This is a genomic window from Caproicibacter fermentans, from assembly GCF_014303955.1.
Classification (GTDB): domain Bacteria; phylum Bacillota; class Clostridia; order Oscillospirales; family Acutalibacteraceae; genus Caproicibacter; species Caproicibacter fermentans.
Genome location: NZ_CP060286.1, coordinates 418,650 through 438,857, shown reverse-complemented (window position 1 = coordinate 438,857; position 20,208 = coordinate 418,650). Strand labels below are relative to the sequence as shown.

21 protein-coding genes are annotated in these 20,208 nt (G+C 52.3%); 2 read left to right on the top strand and 19 right to left on the bottom strand.

From position 1 onward, the window contains the following. The first annotated feature begins 3 nt into the window (after positions 1–3). Entirely contained in the window at positions 4–369 is a 366-nt protein-coding gene (locus HCR03_RS02160; RefSeq protein WP_187036472.1) for a zinc ribbon domain-containing protein, read from the top strand. Between the two features lie 21 nt (positions 370–390). Next, a complete protein-coding gene (locus tag HCR03_RS02155; RefSeq protein WP_228725063.1) occupies positions 391–669 on the top strand; it encodes a DUF1294 domain-containing protein in 279 nt (92 codons plus the stop codon). A 72-nt stretch (positions 670–741) separates the two neighbouring features. Here HCR03_RS02155 and HCR03_RS02150 read toward each other — a convergent pair whose 3' ends face one another. The 19 genes from HCR03_RS02150 to infC all read right to left on the bottom strand — a co-directional run bounded on the left by HCR03_RS02150 (position 742) and on the right by infC (position 20,112). Then, positions 742–1,269 carry a cysteine hydrolase family protein gene (locus HCR03_RS02150; protein WP_187036470.1) on the bottom strand — a complete coding sequence of 176 codons (528 nt, stop codon included), beginning with the start codon at positions 1,267–1,269 and terminating at the stop codon, positions 742–744. A gap of 57 nt (positions 1,270–1,326) precedes the next feature. Beyond that, on the bottom strand, positions 1,327–3,732 hold the full coding sequence (gene leuS / locus HCR03_RS02145; protein ID WP_066650530.1) for a leucine--tRNA ligase: 2,406 nt from the start codon (positions 3,730–3,732) through the stop codon (positions 1,327–1,329). A gap of 59 nt (positions 3,733–3,791) precedes the next feature. After that, complete coding sequence (rsfS, locus tag HCR03_RS02140) at positions 3,792–4,145, bottom strand: ribosome silencing factor (protein WP_066650531.1); 354 nt, start codon at positions 4,143–4,145, stop codon at positions 3,792–3,794. A 2-nt stretch (positions 4,146–4,147) separates the two neighbouring features. Continuing rightward, the gene (yqeK, locus tag HCR03_RS02135; RefSeq protein ID WP_066650532.1) at positions 4,148–4,741 is read right to left on the bottom strand and encodes a bis(5'-nucleosyl)-tetraphosphatase (symmetrical) YqeK; all 594 of its coding nucleotides are present in this window, start codon (positions 4,739–4,741) and stop codon (positions 4,148–4,150) included. Then, on the bottom strand, positions 4,722–5,345 hold the full coding sequence (gene nadD, locus HCR03_RS02130; protein WP_187036468.1) for a nicotinate-nucleotide adenylyltransferase: 624 nt from the start codon (positions 5,343–5,345) through the stop codon (positions 4,722–4,724). The genes yqeK and nadD overlap by 20 nt, the downstream gene beginning before the upstream one ends. 35 nt (positions 5,346–5,380) lie before the next feature. Further along, a complete protein-coding gene (locus tag HCR03_RS02125) occupies positions 5,381–5,686 on the bottom strand; it encodes a YhbY family RNA-binding protein (RefSeq protein WP_066650533.1) in 306 nt (101 codons plus the stop codon). Between the two features lie 2 nt (positions 5,687–5,688). Beyond that, complete coding sequence (gene rdgB / locus HCR03_RS02120) at positions 5,689–6,267, bottom strand: RdgB/HAM1 family non-canonical purine NTP pyrophosphatase (RefSeq protein WP_066650534.1); 579 nt, start codon at positions 6,265–6,267, stop codon at positions 5,689–5,691. Beyond that, positions 6,242–7,186, bottom strand: coding sequence for a signal recognition particle-docking protein FtsY (ftsY, locus tag HCR03_RS02115; protein WP_066650537.1), 945 nt, complete (start codon positions 7,184–7,186; stop codon positions 6,242–6,244). Before ftsY ends, rdgB begins: the two co-directional genes overlap by 26 nt. Before the next feature lie 19 nt (positions 7,187–7,205). Next, positions 7,206–10,778 (bottom strand): chromosome segregation protein SMC, encoded by a 3,573-nt coding sequence (smc, locus tag HCR03_RS02110; RefSeq protein WP_187036465.1) that lies wholly within the window; start codon positions 10,776–10,778, stop codon positions 7,206–7,208. After that, the gene (locus HCR03_RS02105) at positions 10,769–11,794 is read right to left on the bottom strand and encodes an elongator complex protein 3 (RefSeq protein WP_156990920.1); all 1,026 of its coding nucleotides are present in this window, start codon (positions 11,792–11,794) and stop codon (positions 10,769–10,771) included. Before HCR03_RS02105 ends, smc begins: the two co-directional genes overlap by 10 nt. Beyond that, positions 11,794–12,468, bottom strand: a complete 675-nt coding sequence (rnc, locus tag HCR03_RS02100) for a ribonuclease III (protein WP_066650543.1) — start codon at positions 12,466–12,468, stop codon at positions 11,794–11,796. Before rnc ends, HCR03_RS02105 begins: the two co-directional genes overlap by 1 nt. 25 nt (positions 12,469–12,493) lie before the next feature. Beyond that, positions 12,494–13,498 carry a phosphate acyltransferase PlsX gene (plsX, locus tag HCR03_RS02095; protein ID WP_066650545.1) on the bottom strand — a complete coding sequence of 335 codons (1,005 nt, stop codon included), beginning with the start codon at positions 13,496–13,498 and terminating at the stop codon, positions 12,494–12,496. Positions 13,499–13,528: 30 nt separating this feature from the next. Beyond that, positions 13,529–14,836 carry a methylenetetrahydrofolate--tRNA-(uracil(54)-C(5))-methyltransferase (FADH(2)-oxidizing) TrmFO gene (gene trmFO / locus HCR03_RS02090; protein ID WP_187036462.1) on the bottom strand — a complete coding sequence of 436 codons (1,308 nt, stop codon included), beginning with the start codon at positions 14,834–14,836 and terminating at the stop codon, positions 13,529–13,531. Next, positions 14,833–16,914 (bottom strand): type I DNA topoisomerase, encoded by a 2,082-nt coding sequence (topA, locus tag HCR03_RS02085; RefSeq protein WP_187036460.1) that lies wholly within the window; start codon positions 16,912–16,914, stop codon positions 14,833–14,835. The genes trmFO and topA overlap by 4 nt, the downstream gene beginning before the upstream one ends. A gap of 58 nt (positions 16,915–16,972) precedes the next feature. Further along, positions 16,973–18,148 carry a DNA-processing protein DprA gene (dprA, locus tag HCR03_RS02080; RefSeq protein ID WP_187036458.1) on the bottom strand — a complete coding sequence of 392 codons (1,176 nt, stop codon included), beginning with the start codon at positions 18,146–18,148 and terminating at the stop codon, positions 16,973–16,975. Then, a complete protein-coding gene (locus tag HCR03_RS02075) occupies positions 18,145–18,960 on the bottom strand; it encodes a TrmH family RNA methyltransferase (protein ID WP_156990916.1) in 816 nt (271 codons plus the stop codon). The genes dprA and HCR03_RS02075 overlap by 4 nt, the downstream gene beginning before the upstream one ends. A 63-nt stretch (positions 18,961–19,023) precedes the next feature. After that, a complete protein-coding gene (gene rplT / locus HCR03_RS02070) occupies positions 19,024–19,377 on the bottom strand; it encodes a 50S ribosomal protein L20 (RefSeq protein WP_066650555.1) in 354 nt (117 codons plus the stop codon). A 46-nt stretch (positions 19,378–19,423) separates the two neighbouring features. Next, complete coding sequence (gene rpmI / locus HCR03_RS02065) at positions 19,424–19,621, bottom strand: 50S ribosomal protein L35 (protein ID WP_066650556.1); 198 nt, start codon at positions 19,619–19,621, stop codon at positions 19,424–19,426. Positions 19,622–19,641: 20 nt separating this feature from the next. Then, positions 19,642–20,112: a translation initiation factor IF-3 gene (gene infC, locus HCR03_RS02060; protein WP_267459207.1), complete on the bottom strand. Its 471-nt coding sequence runs from the start codon at positions 20,110–20,112 to the stop codon at positions 19,642–19,644. Between the last annotated feature and the right edge of the window lie 96 nt (positions 20,113–20,208).

Genomic DNA, 20,208 nt, shown 5'->3' with positions numbered 1-20,208 from the left:
AAAATGTTCTTTATTATTGGAATCACGAGCGGTATTGCGGAACTGGGTTTTCGCAGCTGCGGGTATTTTCCCTGCTGCTCTCTCAGGGGAAAGACGGCATTGGTAACATGCGTTTACAAGCAGTTTACTTTTTTCTTTATTCCCCTGTTTCGTTTCGGGAAAAGATATTTTATTTCGTGCCCAAACTGCGGAGCCGTTTATGAAATCCATCGCGAGGAAGGAAAACGAATTGAACGCAGCCCCGGTTCAGAGATAAATCCGGACCAGATTTTCCGTGTAGCGGGGCGCGCCGCCAGATTTTGTCCGAATTGCGGCGCACAGGTGAACCCGGACAGCCGTTTTTGTCCGAATTGCGGTGCCAGACTGTAATGGAGGCTGGGAGGAAAAACATTGCCTGGTTATATATATTTGATTTGTTACGCGATTATTATTAATCTTATGGCGGCAATTTCCACCGTTGTGGATAAACACCGCGCAGCGCGGCACAGATGGCGAATTCCTGAGAGCAGGCTTTTGTTTTTTGCCGCCGTAGGCGGTTCGCCCGCCATGCTGTTTACCATGCTGCTGATTCGGCATAAAACAAGGCACGCAAAATTCATGATCGGTATTCCTGTGATTTTACTGGCTCAGTGTGTTGTTCTGTACTTTGGGCTGCAACTGTTTCAGTAACATAAAAAAATCACGCTTCTTTTCATTGGAAGCGTGATTTTTTTGACTGAATATTTACAGCATTATTTCTGGTCAGGCATTCACAATACCGATTTGTAAACCGCGCATCACATCCAATGCTTTTTGGTTCATTGCTTCATCCGCGCAGGCCGTGCATTGTGCGTCCACAATAATTTCAGCTTCGGGTAAGGCCGCTTTTGCCAGAACAGCGTTGGAAATAACACAGATGTTGGAAACCAGGCCGACCAGTTCCACACGGTCGTAAGCGTTTTGGGAAAGATATTCCGCGAGCTCTAAAGATCCGAAAGTACGTTTTTCGAAGCATTTGTCGGATGAACCGCGGGCTTCCGCCACTTTTCCGTACAGCTTCCAGCCTTCCGAGTTTTTCAGGCAATGCGGTACGGGCAGATTCCTTCCTTCCTGAGTCTTTAAATAATCTTCTCCATGAGTATCAAACGTGAATACGACTTCCCCACCGGCGGCTCGATATTTTTGGATCTTTTCAAGAATTTTATTTTCCAGCGAAACCGCGTTCGGAAAACCAAGACTTCCAATTACAAAATCCTTTTGAAAATCCACGACGACCAAAATTTTTTTCATAGAAACCTCCTTCACTCTGAAGAAAAAGCCGCTCTGAAAAGAGCGGCTAATACCGAACTATCTGACCACGAGATTTACCAGCTTGGAAGGAACATAGATTTCTTTGACCAGCTTCTTCCCATCGATCTCGGCGGAAACTTTCCCGTTCGCTTTTGCCTGGGAAAGAGCGTCCTCTTTCGAAATCTCCGCCGGAACCGACAAATGGGCCCGTACCTTGCCGTTTACCTGAACGGCGATCTCGACCGTTTCCTCCGTGCACTTGGCTTCATCGTATTTCGGCCACTCCTGCTGGCAGACCATCCCATCGAATTTCTGATTGGCCCAGACTTCTTCGCAGACATGGGGTGCAAACAGATTGAGCAGCATGGTAAAGACGCGAAGTTCCCCCTTTGTAATGGAGCCTACGGCGGTAATGTCATTAATCAGCGACATCAGCGCGGCAATCGCCGTATTAAACTTCAGGTTCTCGACATCTTCCCCTACTTTTTTAATGGCCTTGTTAAACGGAACCTCCAACTCTGGGCGGATGCCCTCTCCATCGCAGACAATTTCCTGAAGATTCCAGAACCGCTCAATAAAGCGGCGGCAGCCTTTAATTCCGTTGGTGCTCCACGGCGCGGCTTTTTCGAAATCGCCGATAAACATTTCGTAAAGGCGCATGGTATCCGCGCCGTAAGCAGTCACAATATCATCCGGATTGACGACATTGCCGCGCGACTTGCTCATTTTTTCGCCGTTTTCGCCGAGGATCATTCCGTGGCTGGTACGTTTGGCATACGGTTCCGGAGTCGGCACCACACCAATATCATAAAGGAATTTATGCCAGAAGCGGCTGTACAGCACATGAAGCGTTGTATGCTCCATTCCGCCGTTATACCAGTCGACGGGCGTCCAGTATTTCAGGGCGTCGTCTCCCGCCAAAGCGTCGTGGCTATGCGCGTCGGTATAGCGCAGAAAATACCAGGAAGAACCTGCCCACTGGGGCATCGTGTCGGTTTCCCTCTTGGCCGGACCGCCGCAGCGCGGGCAGGTGGTATTGACCCAGTCGGTCATATGCGCCAGCGGCGATTCCCCGTTGTCCGTCGGCTCATAGGATTTCACGTTCGGCAGGCGAACCGGCAGCTCACTCTCGGGAACGGCGACATATCCGCACTTCTCGCAGTGAACGATTGGAATCGGTTCCCCCCAGTAACGCTGGCGCGAAAACACCCAGTCGCGCAGTTTAAAGTTGACTTTGGAACGTCCGATGCCCTTCTCCGTCAGAAATTCTATGATCTTTTTCTTCGCCTCTTCGACGGATAATCCGTCAAGGATTCCCGAGTTGACCAGAATTCCGGTTCCGCAGTCCGTAAAGGCTTCTTTCTGTACATTTCCGCCCTGGACGACTTCAATGATGGGAAGATTGAACTTCTTGGCAAATTCCCAGTCGCGGGTATCATGAGCCGGCACGGCCATGATTGCTCCGGTTCCGTAAGAAACCAGGACATAATCGGAAATAAAAATCGGAATTTCCGTTCCGTTGACCGGGTTGATCGCGCGGATCCCGTCAAGACGGACTCCGGTTTTATCTTTTGCAACCTCCGTACGTTCAAAATCCGATTTTTTGGAAGCGGCCTCCTGATAGGCGGCCACTTCATCCGCATTCCGAATCAGCCCTTTCCATTTTTCCAGAAGGGGATGTTCGGGTGAAACCACCATATAGGTTACGCCGTAGAGTGTGTCGGGGCGCGTGGTATATACCGTAAGACAGTCGCCGGCAGTCGTTTTGAAGTCCACCTCGGCTCCCGTGGAACGGCCGATCCAGTTGATCTGCTGTGACTTCACGCGGTCGGGATAGTCCACCAGAGCAAGGTCGTCAATCAGCCGCTGTGCGTATTCCGTGATTTTCAGCATCCACTGTGATTTTACCTTGCGAACCACTTCGCTGCCGCAGCGTTCACATACGCCGTTGACCACCTCTTCGTTCGCAAGAACGCATTTGCAGGAGGTGCACCAGTTGACGGCCATTTCTTTCTTATAGGCCAGACCGTGCTTAAACAGCTGCAAAAAAATCCACTGTGTCCATTTATAATACTCCGGGTCGGTTGTATTGATCTCGCGCGTCCAGTCGAACGACAGGCCCAGCGATTGAAGCTGTTGTTTGAATCTCGCGACATTCTTCTTGGTAACTTCCGCAGGATGAACATGGTTTTTAATCGCGTAGTTTTCGCTGGGCAGTCCAAACGCGTCCCAGCCGATCGGATACAGAACATTGTAACCCTGCATACGGCGCTTGCGCGCGATAATATCCATCGCGGTATACGATCTTGGATGCCCCACATGAAGTCCCTGACCCGAAGGATACGGAAATTCGATCAGCGTATAGTATTTCGGCCTATCGTGGCTGTCGGAGGCGTGAAATACCCCGGCTTTCTCCCAACGGTCCTGCCATTTTTTTTCGATTTGCCTGTGATCATATTTCATTGATTATTCGCCCCTACATTGTATCATTTTCACGGCCGGGTAACAGGCCGAACAGCAAGTCATTCTATCATTTTTGAAAGGTCCACGATTTCTCCGTCCTGCCAGAGCCTGTCCAGATCGTAAAAATTCCTGGATTCCTCCGTAAACACATGGACCACTACATTCCCATAGTCAAGCAGGACCCATGAATTTGACCGGTAACCTTCTTTGTGCCCGGGGTTCAGCCCGGATTCCCCAAGCTGAAACTCCGTTTCATCCGCAAGCGATTTCACATGCGTGCTGCTCGTACCGGTCGCAAGAACAAAATAATCCGCAAGAATCGAAACGTCTCGGATTCCAATAACTTTGAGATTCTTTGCCTTTTTACTGTCCAGTATTTTCGCAGCCTGCACGGCCAGTTCCAGTGACGTCATTCTCAACAACCTTTCTGATTTGTGTCGATGGATAAATTCTGCAATATTGTTTGATTATAGACCGCAATCGTATCCGGGTGAATCGGTCGTCTGGCATCCGCCAGATCCTTTACCGTAAAAACGATTCCCTCGATCATAGCCTGTTCCAAACTGTTTTTCGCAGCTTGCCGCAACTTATCCACACCGGGGTAATCTCTGTCATCCGAAATAAAATCCGCAATAAACAGGATCTTATCCAGAAGAGTCATGTTTTTACGTCCGGTTGTATGGTAACGCACGGCCTGCAGGATTTCAGGGTCGGTTACCCCGAGTTCACGGCGGATATATTCCGACGCCAAAATCGCATGCCACAGCTTCGGCGCGTTTTTTTCAACATCCGTAAGCCGGATCCCGTACTGCCTCATTCGTTCTTTTTGCTCTTCCTGCGGAAGGTCTTTCATGATATCGTGAAGAATCCCCGCGGTTTCCGCTTTTTTTTCATCCGCGCCGTATTTTTGAGCCAGGGATACCGCAGCGCGGGCAACGCACACGGAATGCTCGTAGCGCTTGTCTCCAAGAAGACCGCGAATAGCCGATTTATATGATTCCAGATTCATTTTGCTCCTCCAAATACAGATGATGGTGATAGATATAATCGGCGACGGCAGTCGGGACGTAATCCAGCAAATCTTCGCCTCTTCTAACGGCGTCGCGAACTATTGTGGAGGAAATCGGCAAATATTGAATATTGCAGATCATTGTTTTCGCTCCATTCTTAACGGCCCTCTCCGCATACGACCGCAGCGCGGAACAACCGCGGCTGCTTCTCGGCGCGGAACACACCGTTGCCAGCGAGTAAATGACCTCCGGCTCGTGCCAGTCGTGCAGGGTCAGAAACATGTCCTCGCCCGTGATAAAAAAAAGCTCCGCGTCCGGATTTTCCCTTTTTACTGCCCGCAGTGTGTCGGAAGTATAGCTGGGGCCGGTTCTTCTGATCTCCATATCGCTGACCTCAAATCCGTCCGGCAGTACTGCCAGTCTGCACATTTCAAGCCGATCCCGCGCAGGTGCAAGATTCGGCGCGATTTTATGCGGCGGAGTCCCCGTGGGAATCAGCAGCACGCGGTCGGCGCCAATGATCTGTTGAAATCGGCGCACCAAATGCAGGTGGCCGTTATGGATCGGATTAAAGGTTCCGCCCATGACCGCTATTTTCCGCATTGTTTCACCCGGCATTCCCTTGTTTTTTTATCATATTACTTTTTTCCCTGTTTGGGAAGTACTATTTTAGGATCCTTTTCATTTCTTCTGTATAAAACAAATCTGGAACCGATTACCTGAACGGATTCGGCCCGAACCAAACCGGCGATTTGATCCGCCGCCTCTCTTGCGGAAACGGGGGATGTTTCCAGGACTCTGCCCTTGATCAGTTCCCTGGCGGTCAGCGCATCATCCGCCTGCTTGATTAAATCGTCGCCAATGCCGGATTTTCCCACAATTAAAATCGTGTCGATCGGATTGGCCAGCGAGCGCAGATAAGCGCGCTGTTTTCCAGTCAGCATTTTCATTGCTCCTCATATTTTTTCAATTTTTCGGCAAATTCACGCAATGCTCGTCCCCTGTGGCTGATTTTATCCTTTTCGTCCCCGGACAGCTCCCCGAATGACCGGCCGCCAACCAAAAACAGAGGGTCATATCCAAAGCCGCCGGAACCTCTTGGGGAAAAGGCAATGGAACCCTCACATTCGCCGCGCGCCGTAATGATGTCTCCGTTTGGAAAGACACAGCAAATCGCACAGACGAACCGTGCGCTTCTTTTCTCCGCCGGAAGATCGCGGAGCGCATGGAGAAGTTTTCGGTTGCAGTCTTCACTGCTTGCCCCTTCTCCGGCATATCGGGCGGAGTAAACGCCCGGCTCTCCGTTTAAAATGTCCACCGCAAGCCCGGAGTCATCCGCAACGGCCGGCAGGCCGGTGGCCCTGCACGCCGCATCCGCCTTTAAAAATGCGTTTTCTTCAAATGTGCTCCCGGTTTCTTCCACCTCGTCCAGCTTTGCGGTTGTTACCGTCACGGACAGAGGAGATAAAATCCGTTCGAATTCCTTGATCTTATCCGGATTATGCGTCGCTATGATCAGTTTCATTCGTTTCTTCCTGCCTTTCGAACAGCGCCCTTGCAAATTGGTCCGCGTCGAACGTCTGCAAATCGTCCACCTGTTCCCCGACTCCGATAAACTTAACAGGCAGGCCTAATTCTTCGCGGATGGAGAGGACAACGCCGCCCTTGGGCGTCCCATCCAGCTTGGTCAGAACGATTCCGGTAATCTCGGCGGCTGACTGAAATTCCCGCGCCTGGCTGACGGCGTTCTGTCCGGTGGCCGCGTCGAGGACCAGAAGAACCTCCCGGTCCGCGTCCGGCGCCTCTCTCTGGATGACACGGCTGATTTTTGAAAGCTCTTCCATCAGGTTCTTTTTATTGTGAAGCCGCCCGGCCGTGTCGCAGATCACCACATCAGCTTCGCGCGCCTTTGCGGCCGCGATGGAATCAAACACCACGGACGCCGGGTCGCTGCCCTGCGTCTGCTTGACCAGTTCCGCCCCGGAGCGCTGCGCCCAAACTTCAAGCTGCTCGATCGCGGCCGCGCGGAAGGTGTCTGCCGCCCCCAGAATCACTTTTTTTCCCTGACTTCCGAGCAGTGCCGCAAGCTTGCCGATCGTTGTTGTTTTCCCTACGCCGTTGACTCCGATCACCAGAATCACGGACGGCTTTGTCCCGATTTTCAGCTCTTCTCCGCCCCGGAGCATATCCGCTACAATCGTGCGCAGCAGATCATAAACGTCGTTTGGGTCTTTGACGCCCTGTTCTTTGACCTTCCGGCGCAGCTCTTCGCAGACACGGCCGGCGGTTTCGACCCCGACGTCGCCCATAATTAAAAGTTCTTCCAATTCCTCAAACAGAGATTCGTCTATTTTTGTGAAGGAGTTCAGCATGGCCGAAACGGATGCGCTCATGCTTTCCCTGGTCTTTTTCAGACCGTCCCTGATTTTCGAAAATAATCCCATGGCTCCCCCTTTCCGCCCCTTAAGGCCTGATTCCCATTTTTGTTTCTATTTCTGAAGCGGGCATCTCCAGCATTTTGGAAACGCCCTCGTCCTGCATGGTCACGCCGTACAGGACGTCGGCTTCCTCCATGCTGCCGCGCCGGTGCGTGATGACGATGAACTGCGTGTTCGCGGTCATCCTCCGAAGATAGGCGGCAAAACGGTCGACGTTCACATCGTCAAGCGCCGCCTCGATTTCATCCAGCACGCAGAACGGCGGCGGATTTACTTTCATAATCGCAAAATAAAGCGCGATTGCGACCAGCGCCTTTTCGCCGCCGGACAGAGCCTCCAGATGAGAAACGATCTTACCCGGCGGTTGTACGGAAATTTCAATACCGGAGTTCAGCACGTCGTCGGGCTCACTGAGGGAAAGCCCTGCCTTACCTCCGGCGAACAGGTCACGGAAGGTTTCCGAAAAATAACGGTTGATCTGTTCAAACCGGCCCGCAAACAGGTCCTTCATCCGTTCGGTCAGCCCTCCGATGAGCTTTTTCAGCTCATCCCTGGACTGTTCCACGTCCGTGATCTGCGCTTTCATAAACTCATAACGCTCGGATACTTCCCGATACTCCTCGACTGCGGAAAGGTTCACCGTGCCAAGCAATTTGATCCGGCCCTTCAATTCGTTCAGCCTTCGCTGAGCTTCTTTCGGGTCCGACGCGGGCTCCGCTTCCTGTTCCGCTTCCCTGCGGGTCAGTTCGTATTCCTCCCAGAGGTGTGAAATGATTTCATCGTATTCCTTCTGCAGGCTGGTCCGGCGCTCTTCCAGGCGGGCAAGCTCGTGACCGATTTTTTCTTTTTCCTCCGATTTTTCACGTTCGGCCGCACGCAGCTCCACCGATTTCTTTTCCAGCTCCATGCGTTCCTGACTGAGTTCTTCTGCTTTTTGGGATGCCTGAGCCGATTGAAGCTTTAATTCTTCCGCTTCTTTGCCAAGACTTTCTATTCTGGCGGTCAGTTCGGCCGTGGAAGCTTCGATTGATTTTATTTCGTCCGCCAATGCGCCGAGCTTTTCTTTCTGGCCCAGTCTGCGTTCTTCCAACTCTCTTGCGGTTTCTTTTAAAGACTCTGCATCCTTTTGAGCGGAAAGCCTGTCCAGCTCGATTTGTTTCAGGGAAGAGGTCAGTTCGTCCAACTGAGCCGTGAGTTCCCTTCGGTTGCCGCCCGCTTTTTCCAGTTCGGCTTTTAGTGCCTCGACGCGGCCGTTCAATTCTTCGGATTTCTGCCGAGCGCCGCGGACGGTTTCTTCCTGTTCTTTCAGGCGCGTCTCGGCCGTCGCATCTTCCCGGCGAAGGTTTTCAGCGCCTTTTTCAGCGGACTGCAGATCCGCAAGAATTCTGCGGTGTTCCGCATCGGCATGGATTTTTTCCTCCTGCGCGGTCGCAAGTTCCCCTTTTGCCGTCGAGAGGGCCGCTTCCTCCGCAGACACCTCCTGTGCCGCCGATTTCAGCGCTTCCGAGGATTGTTCCGCCTTACCGCGAAGCTCCCCGGCCTTTTTTTTCAGAGTTTCGATCTCTGCGGCCCTGCTCAAAAGTCCCGAGTTTTTTGCGAGCGAGCCGCCTGTCAGCGAGCCGCCCGCGTTTACCACCTGGCCGTCCAGCGTAACCACGCGGAAACGGTATCCGAATTTTCCGGCGATGGCAACGGCGAAATCCAGATTTTCCGCTACCGCGATTCTACCCAGAAGAGAATTCAAAATCTCCTGATATTGGGGATCACAGGAGCATAATTCGGAAGCAACTCCGACAAATCCCGGGCAGGAAGACAAACCCGACTCCGAAAGGACTCTGCCCCGTATCACGGAAAGCGGAAGGAATGTGGCACGTCCCGAATTTCGTTCTTTCAGCAGGCCGATCGCGCGTTTCGCGTCCTGTTCCGTGCCGACGACGACATTCTGCATGGAAGCGCCGAGCGCCGTTTCAATGGCGACGGAATAATCTTTCGGAACGCGGATCAGTCGGGAAACCGGCCCGTGGATTCCGGTCAGCGCACCGCGAGCGGTTTCTTTCATCACAACCTTCACGCTCTGGGAAAAGCCCTCAAGATTGCGTTCCAGATCTTCCAGCAGACGGGCTCTGCGCAGATGCTCTTCCAGATCCAGGCGAAGGCTGTCGCTTTGCCTGCGGGAGGCTTCCAACCGGTCTTTTCGGGATTTCAGGCGCATCTCATGGCCCTGAACGGTGTTGCCGAGCGTTTTGATCCGCTGATTCAGGTTTTCCAGTTTTTGTAGATATTCTTCCTCTTTTTTCCTCAGCGATTCATTTCTGGAGTCTGTTTCCTCCATGTTTTTATGTATCTCGTTCAAACGAAGCCGGATTTCCGCAATAGAGGCGGCCGCAGTCATTTCATTCATCTTTACGTCCGTGGCCTTTGCGGAAAGATTTGTCATCTCGCGGGTAAAGCCGTCCATCCTGCCCGCCGTTTCGTTCAGGCTGTTCTTCAGTTGCTCCAGCCGCTCGGAACAGTCGGCAAAATCTGCGTCTCTCGACCTGATGGATTCTGTCTTCTCTGCAATTTGTCTTTTCTTATCCTCTATCATCCGAAGCAGTTCTTCTCCGGAAAGACGGTACTGCTCGATTTCGGACCCGATCCGTTCCTTATTCTCATTGTTATGCAAAATATCGTTTTTTAAAACGGAAGCCTCCGCGTCCTTCTGTACGGCGCTTTCATCCAGCGAAGTGCTTTCTCTTCTGGTCTCGTCTATTTTTGCAGAGCACTGATTCGAACGGCTGAAGATCTTTTCCAATTCCTCATCCAAAGCCAGAATTGCCTGTTCCGCTGCTTCGTGCTGCGTCTTCGCCGCAAGAATTTTATCCTCCTGCTCCCGCAGAGTGAGCGAAGACTGGGTTAATGTCCTCAGCCACAGGCTGATTTCCAGCTTTCGTTTTTCCTCCGCAAGCTTGAGGTATTCCTTCGCTTTTTCCGCCTGTTCGCCCAGCGGCCCGACGCGGCTTTCGAGTTCGGCAAGGATGTCGTTGAGGCGTACCAGATTGTCTTCCGCCTGGGATAAGCGGCGTTCCGACTCTTCTCTGCGGTAGCGAAATCGGGAAATTCCGGCGGCTTCTTCAAAAATTTCCCTGCGGTCCTCGCTGCGCGCCGCCACAATCGCGTCGATTTTTCCCTGGCCGATCATGGAATACCCGTCCCTGCCCAGGCCGGTGTCCATAAACAGCTCGTTGATATCCTTCAGCCTGACATTTGTCTTGTTGATCAGGTATTCGCTTTCTCCGGAGCGGTAATATCTCCGCGTTACGGAAACACTGTCGGAATCGAAAGGAAGCTGACGCCCGGTGTTGTCGATATTCAGGGTAACCTCGGCAAAGCCGAGCGCCTTGCGCGCCGGCGTTCCGCCGAATATGACGTCCTCCATTTTTGTACAGCGCAGAGAACGGACGGATTGTTCCCCAAGGACCCATCGAACCGCGTCGCTGATATTGCTTTTTCCGCTTCCGTTTGGGCCGACAACCGCTGTGATGCCGTTGTGGAAGGTAAGCGTTGTCCGGTCCGGAAACGTCTTAAATCCCTGTAGTTCCAGCGATTTCAGCAGCAAATCCTTTTCCCTCCATCCAAATCAATTTGAAATTCCCTTTGCTTTAACGATAAATTCCGTTCCACTTTCGCGGAATATCCAAGCGCCGAGAGCGCCTGAAGATTCCTCTTTTTTTGCCCGACCGCAACGGAGACGCCCGTAGGGTTGACCCGAATGGTGATATTGCCCTCCGGCACCTGATTCTCACGAAGGGCGCGTATGATCCGGTCAAGCATTCGTCTGCTTTCGCAAAGCTCGCGGAAAGCGGGATGCCACGGCCCCGCAAGCATATCGCGCTCCAGTTCGGGAGACGCATGCAGGCCAAGGCGAATCACAGGGATGTGTTTTCCCTCAAAAAGGTCCAGCAGATTGGCGCACAAGCCGACCGTTTCTTCCAGACCGGGAGGGCAGTATTTCCCCTCCCGGTACAGTTCGCCCAGTTTTGTCCCTTTCAGGACAATCGTCGGATAAATCCTCACACAGTCGGGATTCAGAGCTGCAATCTGTTTCGCGGTCGCGACAGCGCCGGACAGGGTGTCGCCGTACAGGCCCGTCATCATCTGGAGCCCAAGGAAAAAGCCCTGTGAGCGAATCAGGGCGGCCGCAGTCCTTACCTGTTCCGCGGTATGCCCTCTTTCATTCAGTTCAAGGACTCGGTCGTCCATGCTCTGCGCGCCAAGCTCGATGGTCGTTACTCCGTATTCCCGCAGAACGGACAGAACCTCACGGTCGATCGCGTCCGGGCGCGTGGAAATCCGGATTCCCGCGAAAGAACCGCTTTTCACATAAGGGTACGCCGCTTCCAGAAGAGAGATCATGTAATTGCGTTCCACAGCGGTAAAGCTGCCGCCAAAGAAGGCGATTTCGGCAAATTTCGATTTCTGCCCCAAATCGGACAGCGCCGTTTCCACGGCGGAAACAACATCCGCCGCTTCCGGCTGAAAGGCTTTTCCCGTAATCGTTTTCTGACTGCAAAAACTGCACGCGTGCGGACAGCCGTTGTTTGGTACAAAAAGAGCTACGTTTGCGTGACGCATCAGTACCCCATCAGTTCCAGCGCCTCACGCGCCGCCTGCTGTTCCGCCTCTTTTTTGCTTCGGCCCCCGCCTTTGCCGATCACATTATGGTCCAGACGTACCTCGACTGTGAAATGCTTGTCATGATCCGGTCCGCTTTCCCCGGTCAGGACGTATTCCAGCGTTTCGTCAGGATTTTTCTGCACGATTTCCTGCAGCGACGTTTTATAATCTTTAAAGATTCTCGGCTTAGTCTCCTTTAAGAGAGGCAGAACAAAACGCAGCACAAATTCGCGGCTTTCTTCCATCCCGCCGTCCAGATAAATCGCGGCGGTAATCGATTCAAAAGCATCCGCAAGAATGGAAGAACGGGTTCTTCCGCCTGAGTTCTGTTCTCCCCGGCTTAACAAAAGATATTTGCCCACGCCGAGCTGACGTGAAAACCCGCAGCACGCCTTTTCACAGACCAGCGCCGCTCTCTTTTTGGTCAGGTCCCCCTCCGGCAGACGGGGAAAACTCTTATACAGATAATCCGCCACAACCAGCCCGAGAATGGAATCTCCTAAAAACTCCAGTCTCTCATTGCTCCCGCCGGGGACTTTATTTTCATTCGCAAAAGAGGAGTGGGTCAACGCAGTTTTCAGGTAATCTTTGTTTTTAAAATGGTATCCGAGCTTTTCTTCCAGTTCGGTCAATCAGTCCGCCCCCAGTCCTAATTTTTTATTTTTCGTCCGCTCCGTATCTTGCTATGCTGGAAGCGATTTCGTCAACCACATTGCCTTCCACATAGGCTTTCGTCAGCCGCAGAGCATTGTATACTGTTTTTGCCTTCGCACTGCCATGGGTTTTGAATACGGGCTTTGAGCATCCCATCAGCGGCGCTCCGCCGTATTCGTTGTAATCGAAATTTTGTTTGAGTGCCTTTATATCGCCGAGCACGACGGCGGCAGCCAGCTTGTTTTTCACGCTGTGTGTGAAAATGTCCTTCAGCTTCCCCATCAGCATCAGCGCGACGCCCTCGTACAGCTTTAAGATGACATTGCCCGTAAACCCGTCCGCCACAATGACGTCTCCGGCGTCGTCCGGGATATCGCGGGCTTCGATGTTGCCGACAAAATTGAGGCCGGAATTTTTGAGCAAAGCAAACGAACTGTGCTGGAGCTCGCCGCCTTTGTGGTCCTCCACACCGATATTTGCAAGCGCGACGCGGGGTCGTTTTATCCCCATAACCTTTTCCATATAAATGGAGCCCATGATGCCGAACTGCTGCAGCATTTCAGGTTTGCAGTCCACGTTTGCGCCGCTGTCGATAAGCATAAAGCATCCTTTGTTTTTCGGCATAATAGGGGCAAATGCAATCCGGCGCACTCCCTTGATTCGCTTAACAATCAGTGTGGCCCCGACAACCAGAGCGCCGCTGTTCCCTCCGGAAACAAAGGCGTCTCCTTTCCCCTGCGCAAGCAAACGAAGTCCCAGGGCCATGGAACAATCCGATTTTGCTTTCATGATATCCCCGGCGGAATCCTCCATGGTAATGACGTCGGGAGCGTCGCAGATTTCCATCCGTTCGAGCGATATGCCGTTCTCCTGCGCGACCCTGCGGATCTCCTGTTCGCGGCCGGTCAGAACGATATCGACGCCCAGGCCTTTCACGGCGTCCGCGCATCCCCTGATGATTTCAAGCGGAGCGTTATCGCCGCCAAATGCGTCAACGATGATTTTCATATCCAGCACCTCGATTCAAATGAGCATATTTTATTTTTCGGTCAGAGCCCGGTCCAGGTCTTCCAGCGCCCGGGCAGCCAAAGCAGCGTAGCGTTCCCGCTTGTCCCGGATTTTTTCCGGCAGCGGAGGAATCACGCCGAAATTAGCTCCCATCGGCTGAAAATTACCGGCTCCACCGGATTCGACATAACGGCTCAGAGCACCGATCATGGTTGTCTGCGGCAGTACAAGGGAAGACTTGCCGCGCTGTCGCCGAACCGCGTTCATTCCGGCCATAATCCCGGAAGCGGCGGATTCCATGTAACCCTCCACACCCGTGATCTGTCCCGCGAAAAACAAGTCCGGATTCTTTCTGAACGCAAAGCCGGACGACAGCACCGTCGGAGAATTCAGAAACGTATTGCGGTGCATCACTCCGAACCGCGCGTATTCTGCATGCTCCAGTCCGGGAATCATTCCAAACACGCGTTTTTGTTCTGAAAATTTCAGATTAGTCTGAAACCCTACCAGATTATACATGGTCCCAGACTCGTTTTCCTGCCGGAGCTGAAGCACGGCCCAGGGGCGGTGCCCGGTCATGGGGTCCCGCAGGCCAACCGGCTTCATCGGTCCGAACCGAATGGTATCCGGCCCGCGGCGTGCCATAATTTCCACCGGCATACAGCCCTCATAGACCTTCGGGTCGGCTGCGTCGAATTCGTGGAGCGGGGCGCGTTGAGCATGGATCAGTTCCTCATAAAACCGTTCGTACTCCTCACGGTTCATCGGGCAGTTCAGGTATGCGGCATCGTCTCCCCTTTCATAGCGGGAGGCAGCGAAAATCCGCTCCATATTCAGGCTTTCCGCCGTTACAATCGGCGCGGCCGCGTCAAAAAAGCTCAGACTCCCACCGCATAAAGCGGATATTTTTCCGGCCAGCGCATCGGAGGTTAAAGGTCCTGTTGCGATGACCGCGATTCCCTCCGCCGGGATTTCGTTCACTTCTTCCCGGAGAATCTGAATCATCGGATGGGATGCGATTTTCTCCGTCACCGTCCGTGCAAAAAGGTCGCGGTCAACCGCAAGCGCGCCGCCGGCGGGAACACGGCAGGAATCCACGCAGGACAAAAGCAAAGAGCCGAGCCTTTTCATTTCAGCCTTTAATAGGCCCGCGGCGCTTTCCGTCCTCTCGGCTTTCAGGGAATTGGAACAGACCAATTCCGCGAAGTTTTCGCTGTGGTGCGCGGGCGAAAAGCGAAGCGGCTTCATTTCATAAAGCTCAACGGGAATTCCGGCCTCGGCAATTTTCCACGCCGCCTCGCAGCCGGCAAGGCCGGCGCCGACTACCCGGATCCTCATTCTTCCTCCGTCTTTTCAAAACCGCAGTCAGGCGTGACACAGTACAGCTTTGGATTCTTCCCTTTTTTCTTCAGGAGGGTCTTGCCGCACCTTGGGCACTTTTCCTTGGAGGGTTCGTCCCACGAAACGAAATCGCAGTTCGGGTAATTGGAGCAGCCGTAAAAAACGCGGCCTTTTTTTGTCTTTTTCACAATGACTTTACCGCCGCACTTCGGGCATTCCGCGCCGGTTTCCTGCACGTATTTTTTTACATTTTTGCATTCCGGATATCCGGGGCAAGCAAGGAATTTACCGTAACGGCCGTTTTTAATGACCATATGCCGCCCGCATTTTTCACAGATGACGTCGGTCACATCCTCCTTGAGCTGGATTTTGACCCCCTGCATCTCTTCTTTCGCGGTCTTCAGCGTTTGGTCGAAGTCCCCGTAGAAATCTTCAAGGGTTTCCACCCAATTTGTTTTGCCGCTCTGAACCTCGTCAAGATTGCTTTCCACCTGCGCGGTGAATTTAATGTTTACGATTTTGGGGAATCGCTCTTTCATCAAATTGGTTACGGTTTCGCCCAGCTCGGTCGGCTTCAGGGCTTTTCCGTCCCTTACCACATATTCCCTTCCCGTTATGGTTGAAATCGTCGCAGCATAAGTGGACGGGCGTCCGATCCCGTTTTCTTCCAGCGCCTTAATCAGCGATGCTTCCGTAAAACGCGGGGGCGGCTGTGTAAAGTGCTGACTGCCCGCAATTTCCTTTAATTTCAACGGCATTCCGTTCTCCAAGGGCGGCAGCGAAACTCCGGCTTCGTCCTTTTCGTCCTTCGCCTCTTCGTAAAGCACGGTAAAGCCGTCGAACGTTACGGTAAACCCGGACGCTTTAAAGATGTAATTCTTCGCCTGAATCTCGGCCTGCGTGGTACTCTGCAGGCAGTTTGACATCTGGCTTGCCAGAAAGCGTTCCCAAATCAGTTTGTAAAGCTTATACTGGTCGGAGGACAGGCTTTCCTTGACTTTTTCCGGTGGAAGGGACGGCATGGAAGGGCGAATCGCCTCGTGACCGTCCTGCGCGTTGGCTCTGGATTTAAAGTGGCGGGGGGCATCCGGAAGATATTTGTCGCCCCATCGTTCGCGGATATAATCACTTGCCTCGTGAACCGCGTCTTCCGAGATGCGAAGGGAGTCCGTCCTCATGTAAGTGATCAGACCGACCGCTCCGAGCCCAGGGACTTCCACGCCTTCGTACAGCTCCTGCGCCGCCTTCATCGTTCTTCTAGCCTGAAAGCCAAGCCTGCGCGAGGCTTCCTGCTGGAGAGTTGAAGTGATAAACGGAGGAGCCGGAGATTTGCGTCTTGTTCCCTTTTTCACTTTAACAATGTTGAAATCGGCATCCTTCAGATCTTCCAGAATCCGGTTGGATTCCTCTTCGCTGGAAATTTTCATTTTACCGTTTGTATCGCCGTAGAAACTGGCGGCAAAGGTTTTGCGGGAGCCCTTGGGGACAAACTTCGCGTCGATCGTCCAGTATTCTTCCGGAACAAAACTACGGATTTCATTTTCCCTGTCCACAATGATTCGAACCGCAACCGACTGCACACGTCCGGCAGAGAGACCGCGCCTGATTTTCTGTGACAGGAACGGGCTGAGCTTGTAACCGACCAACCGGTCCAAAATTCGGCGAGCCTGCTGCGCGTTCACCAAGTCAATGTCAATGTTTCTCGGATTCTGCATTCCGTTTGTAACGCCGGTTTTTGTAATTTCATTAAAAGTAACCCGGTTTTTCTGGTCCATATCAAGGCCGAGAATATATGCCAAATGCCACGAAATTGCCTCCCCCTCCCGATCAGGGTCGGTCGCGAGCAGGATTGAATCGCTTTTTTCGGCAAGGTCCTTCAGGTCCTGAACCAGTTTTTCCTTACCCTTAATAATCTCGTATTTTGGCTTAAATTTATTTTTTATATCAACGCTCAACCGATTTTGGGGCAAATCGCGCACATGCCCCATGGAAGCAACGACATCAAAACCGGTTCCCAGATATTTTTTAATTGTTTTTGCTTTTGCCGGGGATTCAACGATCACCAGCTTGGACATAAAACCACCTCTTATTATTAAGCATTTTCTTTCTCATTCCAAAGAATGCAGAGGAAAACTATGAGCGCCGCAGACTGTATCTGCGGCCTGAATGGGATTCAATTGCGCCTTCCAATTCCAATTCGGTCACGGCGGAAAGAAGCCGCGCAACCGGTATTTGTGTACTTTCGGACAATTCGGCAATCTGGCGCGGCCTGTTGGTTAAGCTGGACAATAGTATTTGCGCGTCCGGTGAAAATTTATCCGCACAGATTTCCTTCTGCTTTTTATCTTCTTTGAAAGAACCGCATTTCGCGCCATTCTCTTCTATAATAACATTTGTTTTTGTATCGTCAAGGAAAAATTTACTTTTTATCCATTCAGGATATTCTTCAAGGATCTCTTTTGCCCCGCTGACAGGCTTTGCTCCGGACTTAATCAGGCTGTTGACTCCCGCCGAAACAGGGCTGAAAATACCTGCCGGGACGGCAAAAACATCGCGCCCCTGTTCCAGAGCGTAATCCGCCGTAATCAAAGATCCGCTCCTTGCCGCGGCCTCCACGACAAGAGTGCCGAGAGAAAGCCCCGAGATAATTCGGTTGCGGATGGGAAAATTCGATCCGGACGCCTGTGTCTGCGGTGGAAATTCGGAAATCAGCACGCCTTTGACCGCAATGGTATCCCGCAGGGCGGCATTTGCCGCCAGATATGCCGTATCGATGCCGCAGCCAAGAATGCAAGCGGTTTTTCCGCCCGCCTGAAGCGCCCCCTGATGCGCCGCCGTATCAATGCCAAGCGCGCCGCCGCTGACGATGATCACATCATTTTTCGCAAGCTCATAGGCGAAGCTTCGGGCAATCGTTTTTCCGGTTTGCGTAGCCTTTCTGGTTCCGACAATCGAGATTGCAGGTTCTCTGCTGAAATCGGGAAGAGCTCCCTTATAATAAAGCGCGCACGGCGGATTGTGAATCTGCCGCAGCGGAGCCGGATATTCATCGCAGTCCGGGGTGACGACCTTCTGCCCTATTTGATCGCAGTACCGTAAAAGCGCCTGCGCGTCGGAAACGGAGTATGACTCCATGCCGCGGAGTTCTTTCGCCGTGAAGTAGCCTTCCAACAGCCATGCTTCCCGGCCTCCGCAATAAAATTCCTCCAGATTATTCCAGCCCTCCAGAACGCGGTTTGGCTTGGAGCTGCCCGCTCCAAGGGCATGCTGCAACCACAGCCAATATGCTCTCGGGTCAAAATCACTCATAAACCAGCGCCTCCCGCCCGGTTCCTCATCATTTCCCAAATCAAAACGGCCGCAGCAGCGGACGCGTTCAGGGATTCCGCTCTTCCCAGCATAGGAATGGTAACCTGAACGGAACACGCCTTTCGGGTTTCCTCCGTCAGCCCGTTGCCCTCGTTTCCGACCGTAAGCACGCACGGAACGGAAAAATTCATTTTTGTCACGGGCAGAGCGTCCGAATCCGGAACCGCCGCGGCGGTGAGAAAGCCCCGGCGGTTCAGCCCCAAAAACGCCGAGGGCAAATTTTCTTCCACAAAAACAGGCATACGAAATACAGCCCCCATCGATGCGCGAAGCACCTTTGGAGAATATATATCGCAACAGCTTCCACCCAATATGACCCCGTAAACCCCAAGAGCTTCCGCCGTACGGAGAATCGTTCCCATATTAGCGGGATCCTGCAAATTTTCGAGTGCGAGATACGGACCGCTCCTGTTTAGATCGGCAATATGCTGAATTTTCCGCGGCATTTCACAAACGCAGAAAATACCCTGAGGCGACTTTGTACAGGACAGCGCCTGCGCTGCCTGCGGGCCGACAAGATAAACCTCCCGCGCGGTTTTCAGAACGGAGGACAGATACTTCGCGTATTTCTCCCCGGCGCGTTCCGTATAAAGCAGTTTTTGCACCGCAACGCCGCTGCATGCCGCGTCCGAACAAAGCCGCGCGCCTTCCAGAAAATACAGTCCGCGTTCTCTGCGGTAATCCGCGGAACCGGAAAGCCGTATTGCCGATTGAATGATTTCATTTCTGCGGCTCAAAATTATTTCGGGCATTCGCAAGAACTCCCAACGGATAAAATGAGCGCCCGGAACCAACCGGGCGCAGTAAGTGATTATTTAAACAGCGGATTTTGCTTTTTCAACCAGACTCTTAAACGCAGCCTCATCCGCAACGGCGATTTCAGCAAGCATTTTGCGGTTCAGCGCAACGCCGGCTTTTTTCAGTCCGTTCATGAACATGGAGTAGCTGACGCCGTTTGCCCGGCAGGCAGCCGAGATTCTGGTAATCCACAGACGGCGAAAGTCCCTTTTTCTGGCCTTGCGTCCGATAAACGCATAGTTGCCGGACTTCATGACGGCCTGTTTCGCCATTTTAAAATGACGGCTCTTGGAACCGAAATAACCCTTTGCGAGTTTTAACGTCTTTTTTCTTCTTTTGCGCGTCATCAATGCGCCCTTAACACGTGCCATTCTATTACCTCCAATAAATGGTCAATTTCCATTTTCCAAGCAGTCTTTACTTATAGGGAATCAGCTTTTTAATGCTTGCCACATTCGTCTTGTCGGCGGAAACCGTCTTGCGCAGACCGCGTTTGCGCTTTGTGGACTTTTTATTGAGAATGTGCGATTTATTGGCATGAGCGCGGATAACTTTACCGTTTTTGGACAGCTTAAAGCGCTTTTTTGCGCCGGTATGTGTTTTGATTTTAGGCATGACTGCCCCTCCTTAAAACTTTACTTAACGGGTTTGGAAGCAAGGAACATCAACATGTTGCGTCCTTCCAGCTTAGGCGGTTTTTCAACGTTTGCAATTTCACTCAGAGCCTCGGCAAAGCGTTTCATAATTTCATAGCCCTGTTCCGGATGGCCCATCTCGCGTCCGCGAAAACGAATAGAAGCCTTTACCTTGTCTCCGCTTTTCAGAAATTTCTCCGCATGGCCGAGCTTCGTATGGAAGTCGTGAACATCAATATTCAGCGAAAGACGAATTTCCTTAATATCAACGATATGCTGATTTTTTCTGGCTTCCTTTTCACGTTTGGCCTGCTCAAATCTGAATTTGCCGTAATCAATGATCTTACAGACCGGCGGACTGGCCTGAGGAGCAATCTTCACCAGGTCCAGATTCATTTCCATGGCTTTCTGCAGGGCCTGCGCGGATGACATCAGGCCGAGCTGGCTGCCGTCCGAACCGATTAACCGCACCTGCCTGTCGCGGATTTGTTCGTTAACCTGAAGTTCCTTGTTGCTAATAGTTAAGCACCTCCATAACACGTCAATCAATAAATAATAATAAAAGCG

Bases quoted from the DNA above. Each gene is read 5' to 3' on its own strand.
- HCR03_RS02160 (WP_187036472.1), top strand. From the start codon at position 4: ATGTTCTTTATTATTGGAATCACGAGCGGTATTGCGGAACTGGGTTTT.
- HCR03_RS02150 (WP_187036470.1), bottom strand. From the start codon at position 1,269: ATGAAAAAAATTTTGGTCGTCGTGGATTTTCAAAAGGATTTTGTAATT.
- leuS (WP_066650530.1), bottom strand. From the start codon at position 3,732: ATGAAATATGATCACAGGCAAATCGAAAAAAAATGGCAGGACCGTTGG.
- rsfS (WP_066650531.1), bottom strand. From the start codon at position 4,145: ATGACGTCACTGGAACTGGCCGTGCAGGCTGCGAAAATACTGGACAGT.
- yqeK (WP_066650532.1), bottom strand. From the start codon at position 4,741: ATGAATCTGGAATCATATAAATCGGCTATTCGCGGTCTTCTTGGAGAC.
- nadD (WP_187036468.1), bottom strand. From the start codon at position 5,345: ATGCGGAAAATAGCGGTCATGGGCGGAACCTTTAATCCGATCCATAAC.
- HCR03_RS02125 (WP_066650533.1), bottom strand. From the start codon at position 5,686: ATGCTGACTGGAAAACAGCGCGCTTATCTGCGCTCGCTGGCCAATCCG.
- rdgB (WP_066650534.1), bottom strand. From the start codon at position 6,267: ATGAAACTGATCATAGCGACGCATAATCCGGATAAGATCAAGGAATTC.
- ftsY (WP_066650537.1), bottom strand. From the start codon at position 7,186: ATGGGATTATTTTCGAAAATCAGGGACGGTCTGAAAAAGACCAGGGAA.
- HCR03_RS02105 (WP_156990920.1), bottom strand. From the start codon at position 11,794: ATGCGTCACGCAAACGTAGCTCTTTTTGTACCAAACAACGGCTGTCCG.
- plsX (WP_066650545.1), bottom strand. From the start codon at position 13,498: ATGAAAATCATCGTTGACGCATTTGGCGGCGATAACGCTCCGCTTGAA.
- trmFO (WP_187036462.1), bottom strand. From the start codon at position 14,836: ATGAGGATCCGGGTAGTCGGCGCCGGCCTTGCCGGCTGCGAGGCGGCG.
- topA (WP_187036460.1), bottom strand. From the start codon at position 16,914: ATGTCCAAGCTGGTGATCGTTGAATCCCCGGCAAAAGCAAAAACAATT.
- dprA (WP_187036458.1), bottom strand. From the start codon at position 18,148: ATGAGTGATTTTGACCCGAGAGCATATTGGCTGTGGTTGCAGCATGCC.
- HCR03_RS02075 (WP_156990916.1), bottom strand. From the start codon at position 18,960: ATGCCCGAAATAATTTTGAGCCGCAGAAATGAAATCATTCAATCGGCA.
- rplT (WP_066650555.1), bottom strand. From the start codon at position 19,377: ATGGCACGTGTTAAGGGCGCATTGATGACGCGCAAAAGAAGAAAAAAG.
- rpmI (WP_066650556.1), bottom strand. From the start codon at position 19,621: ATGCCTAAAATCAAAACACATACCGGCGCAAAAAAGCGCTTTAAGCTG.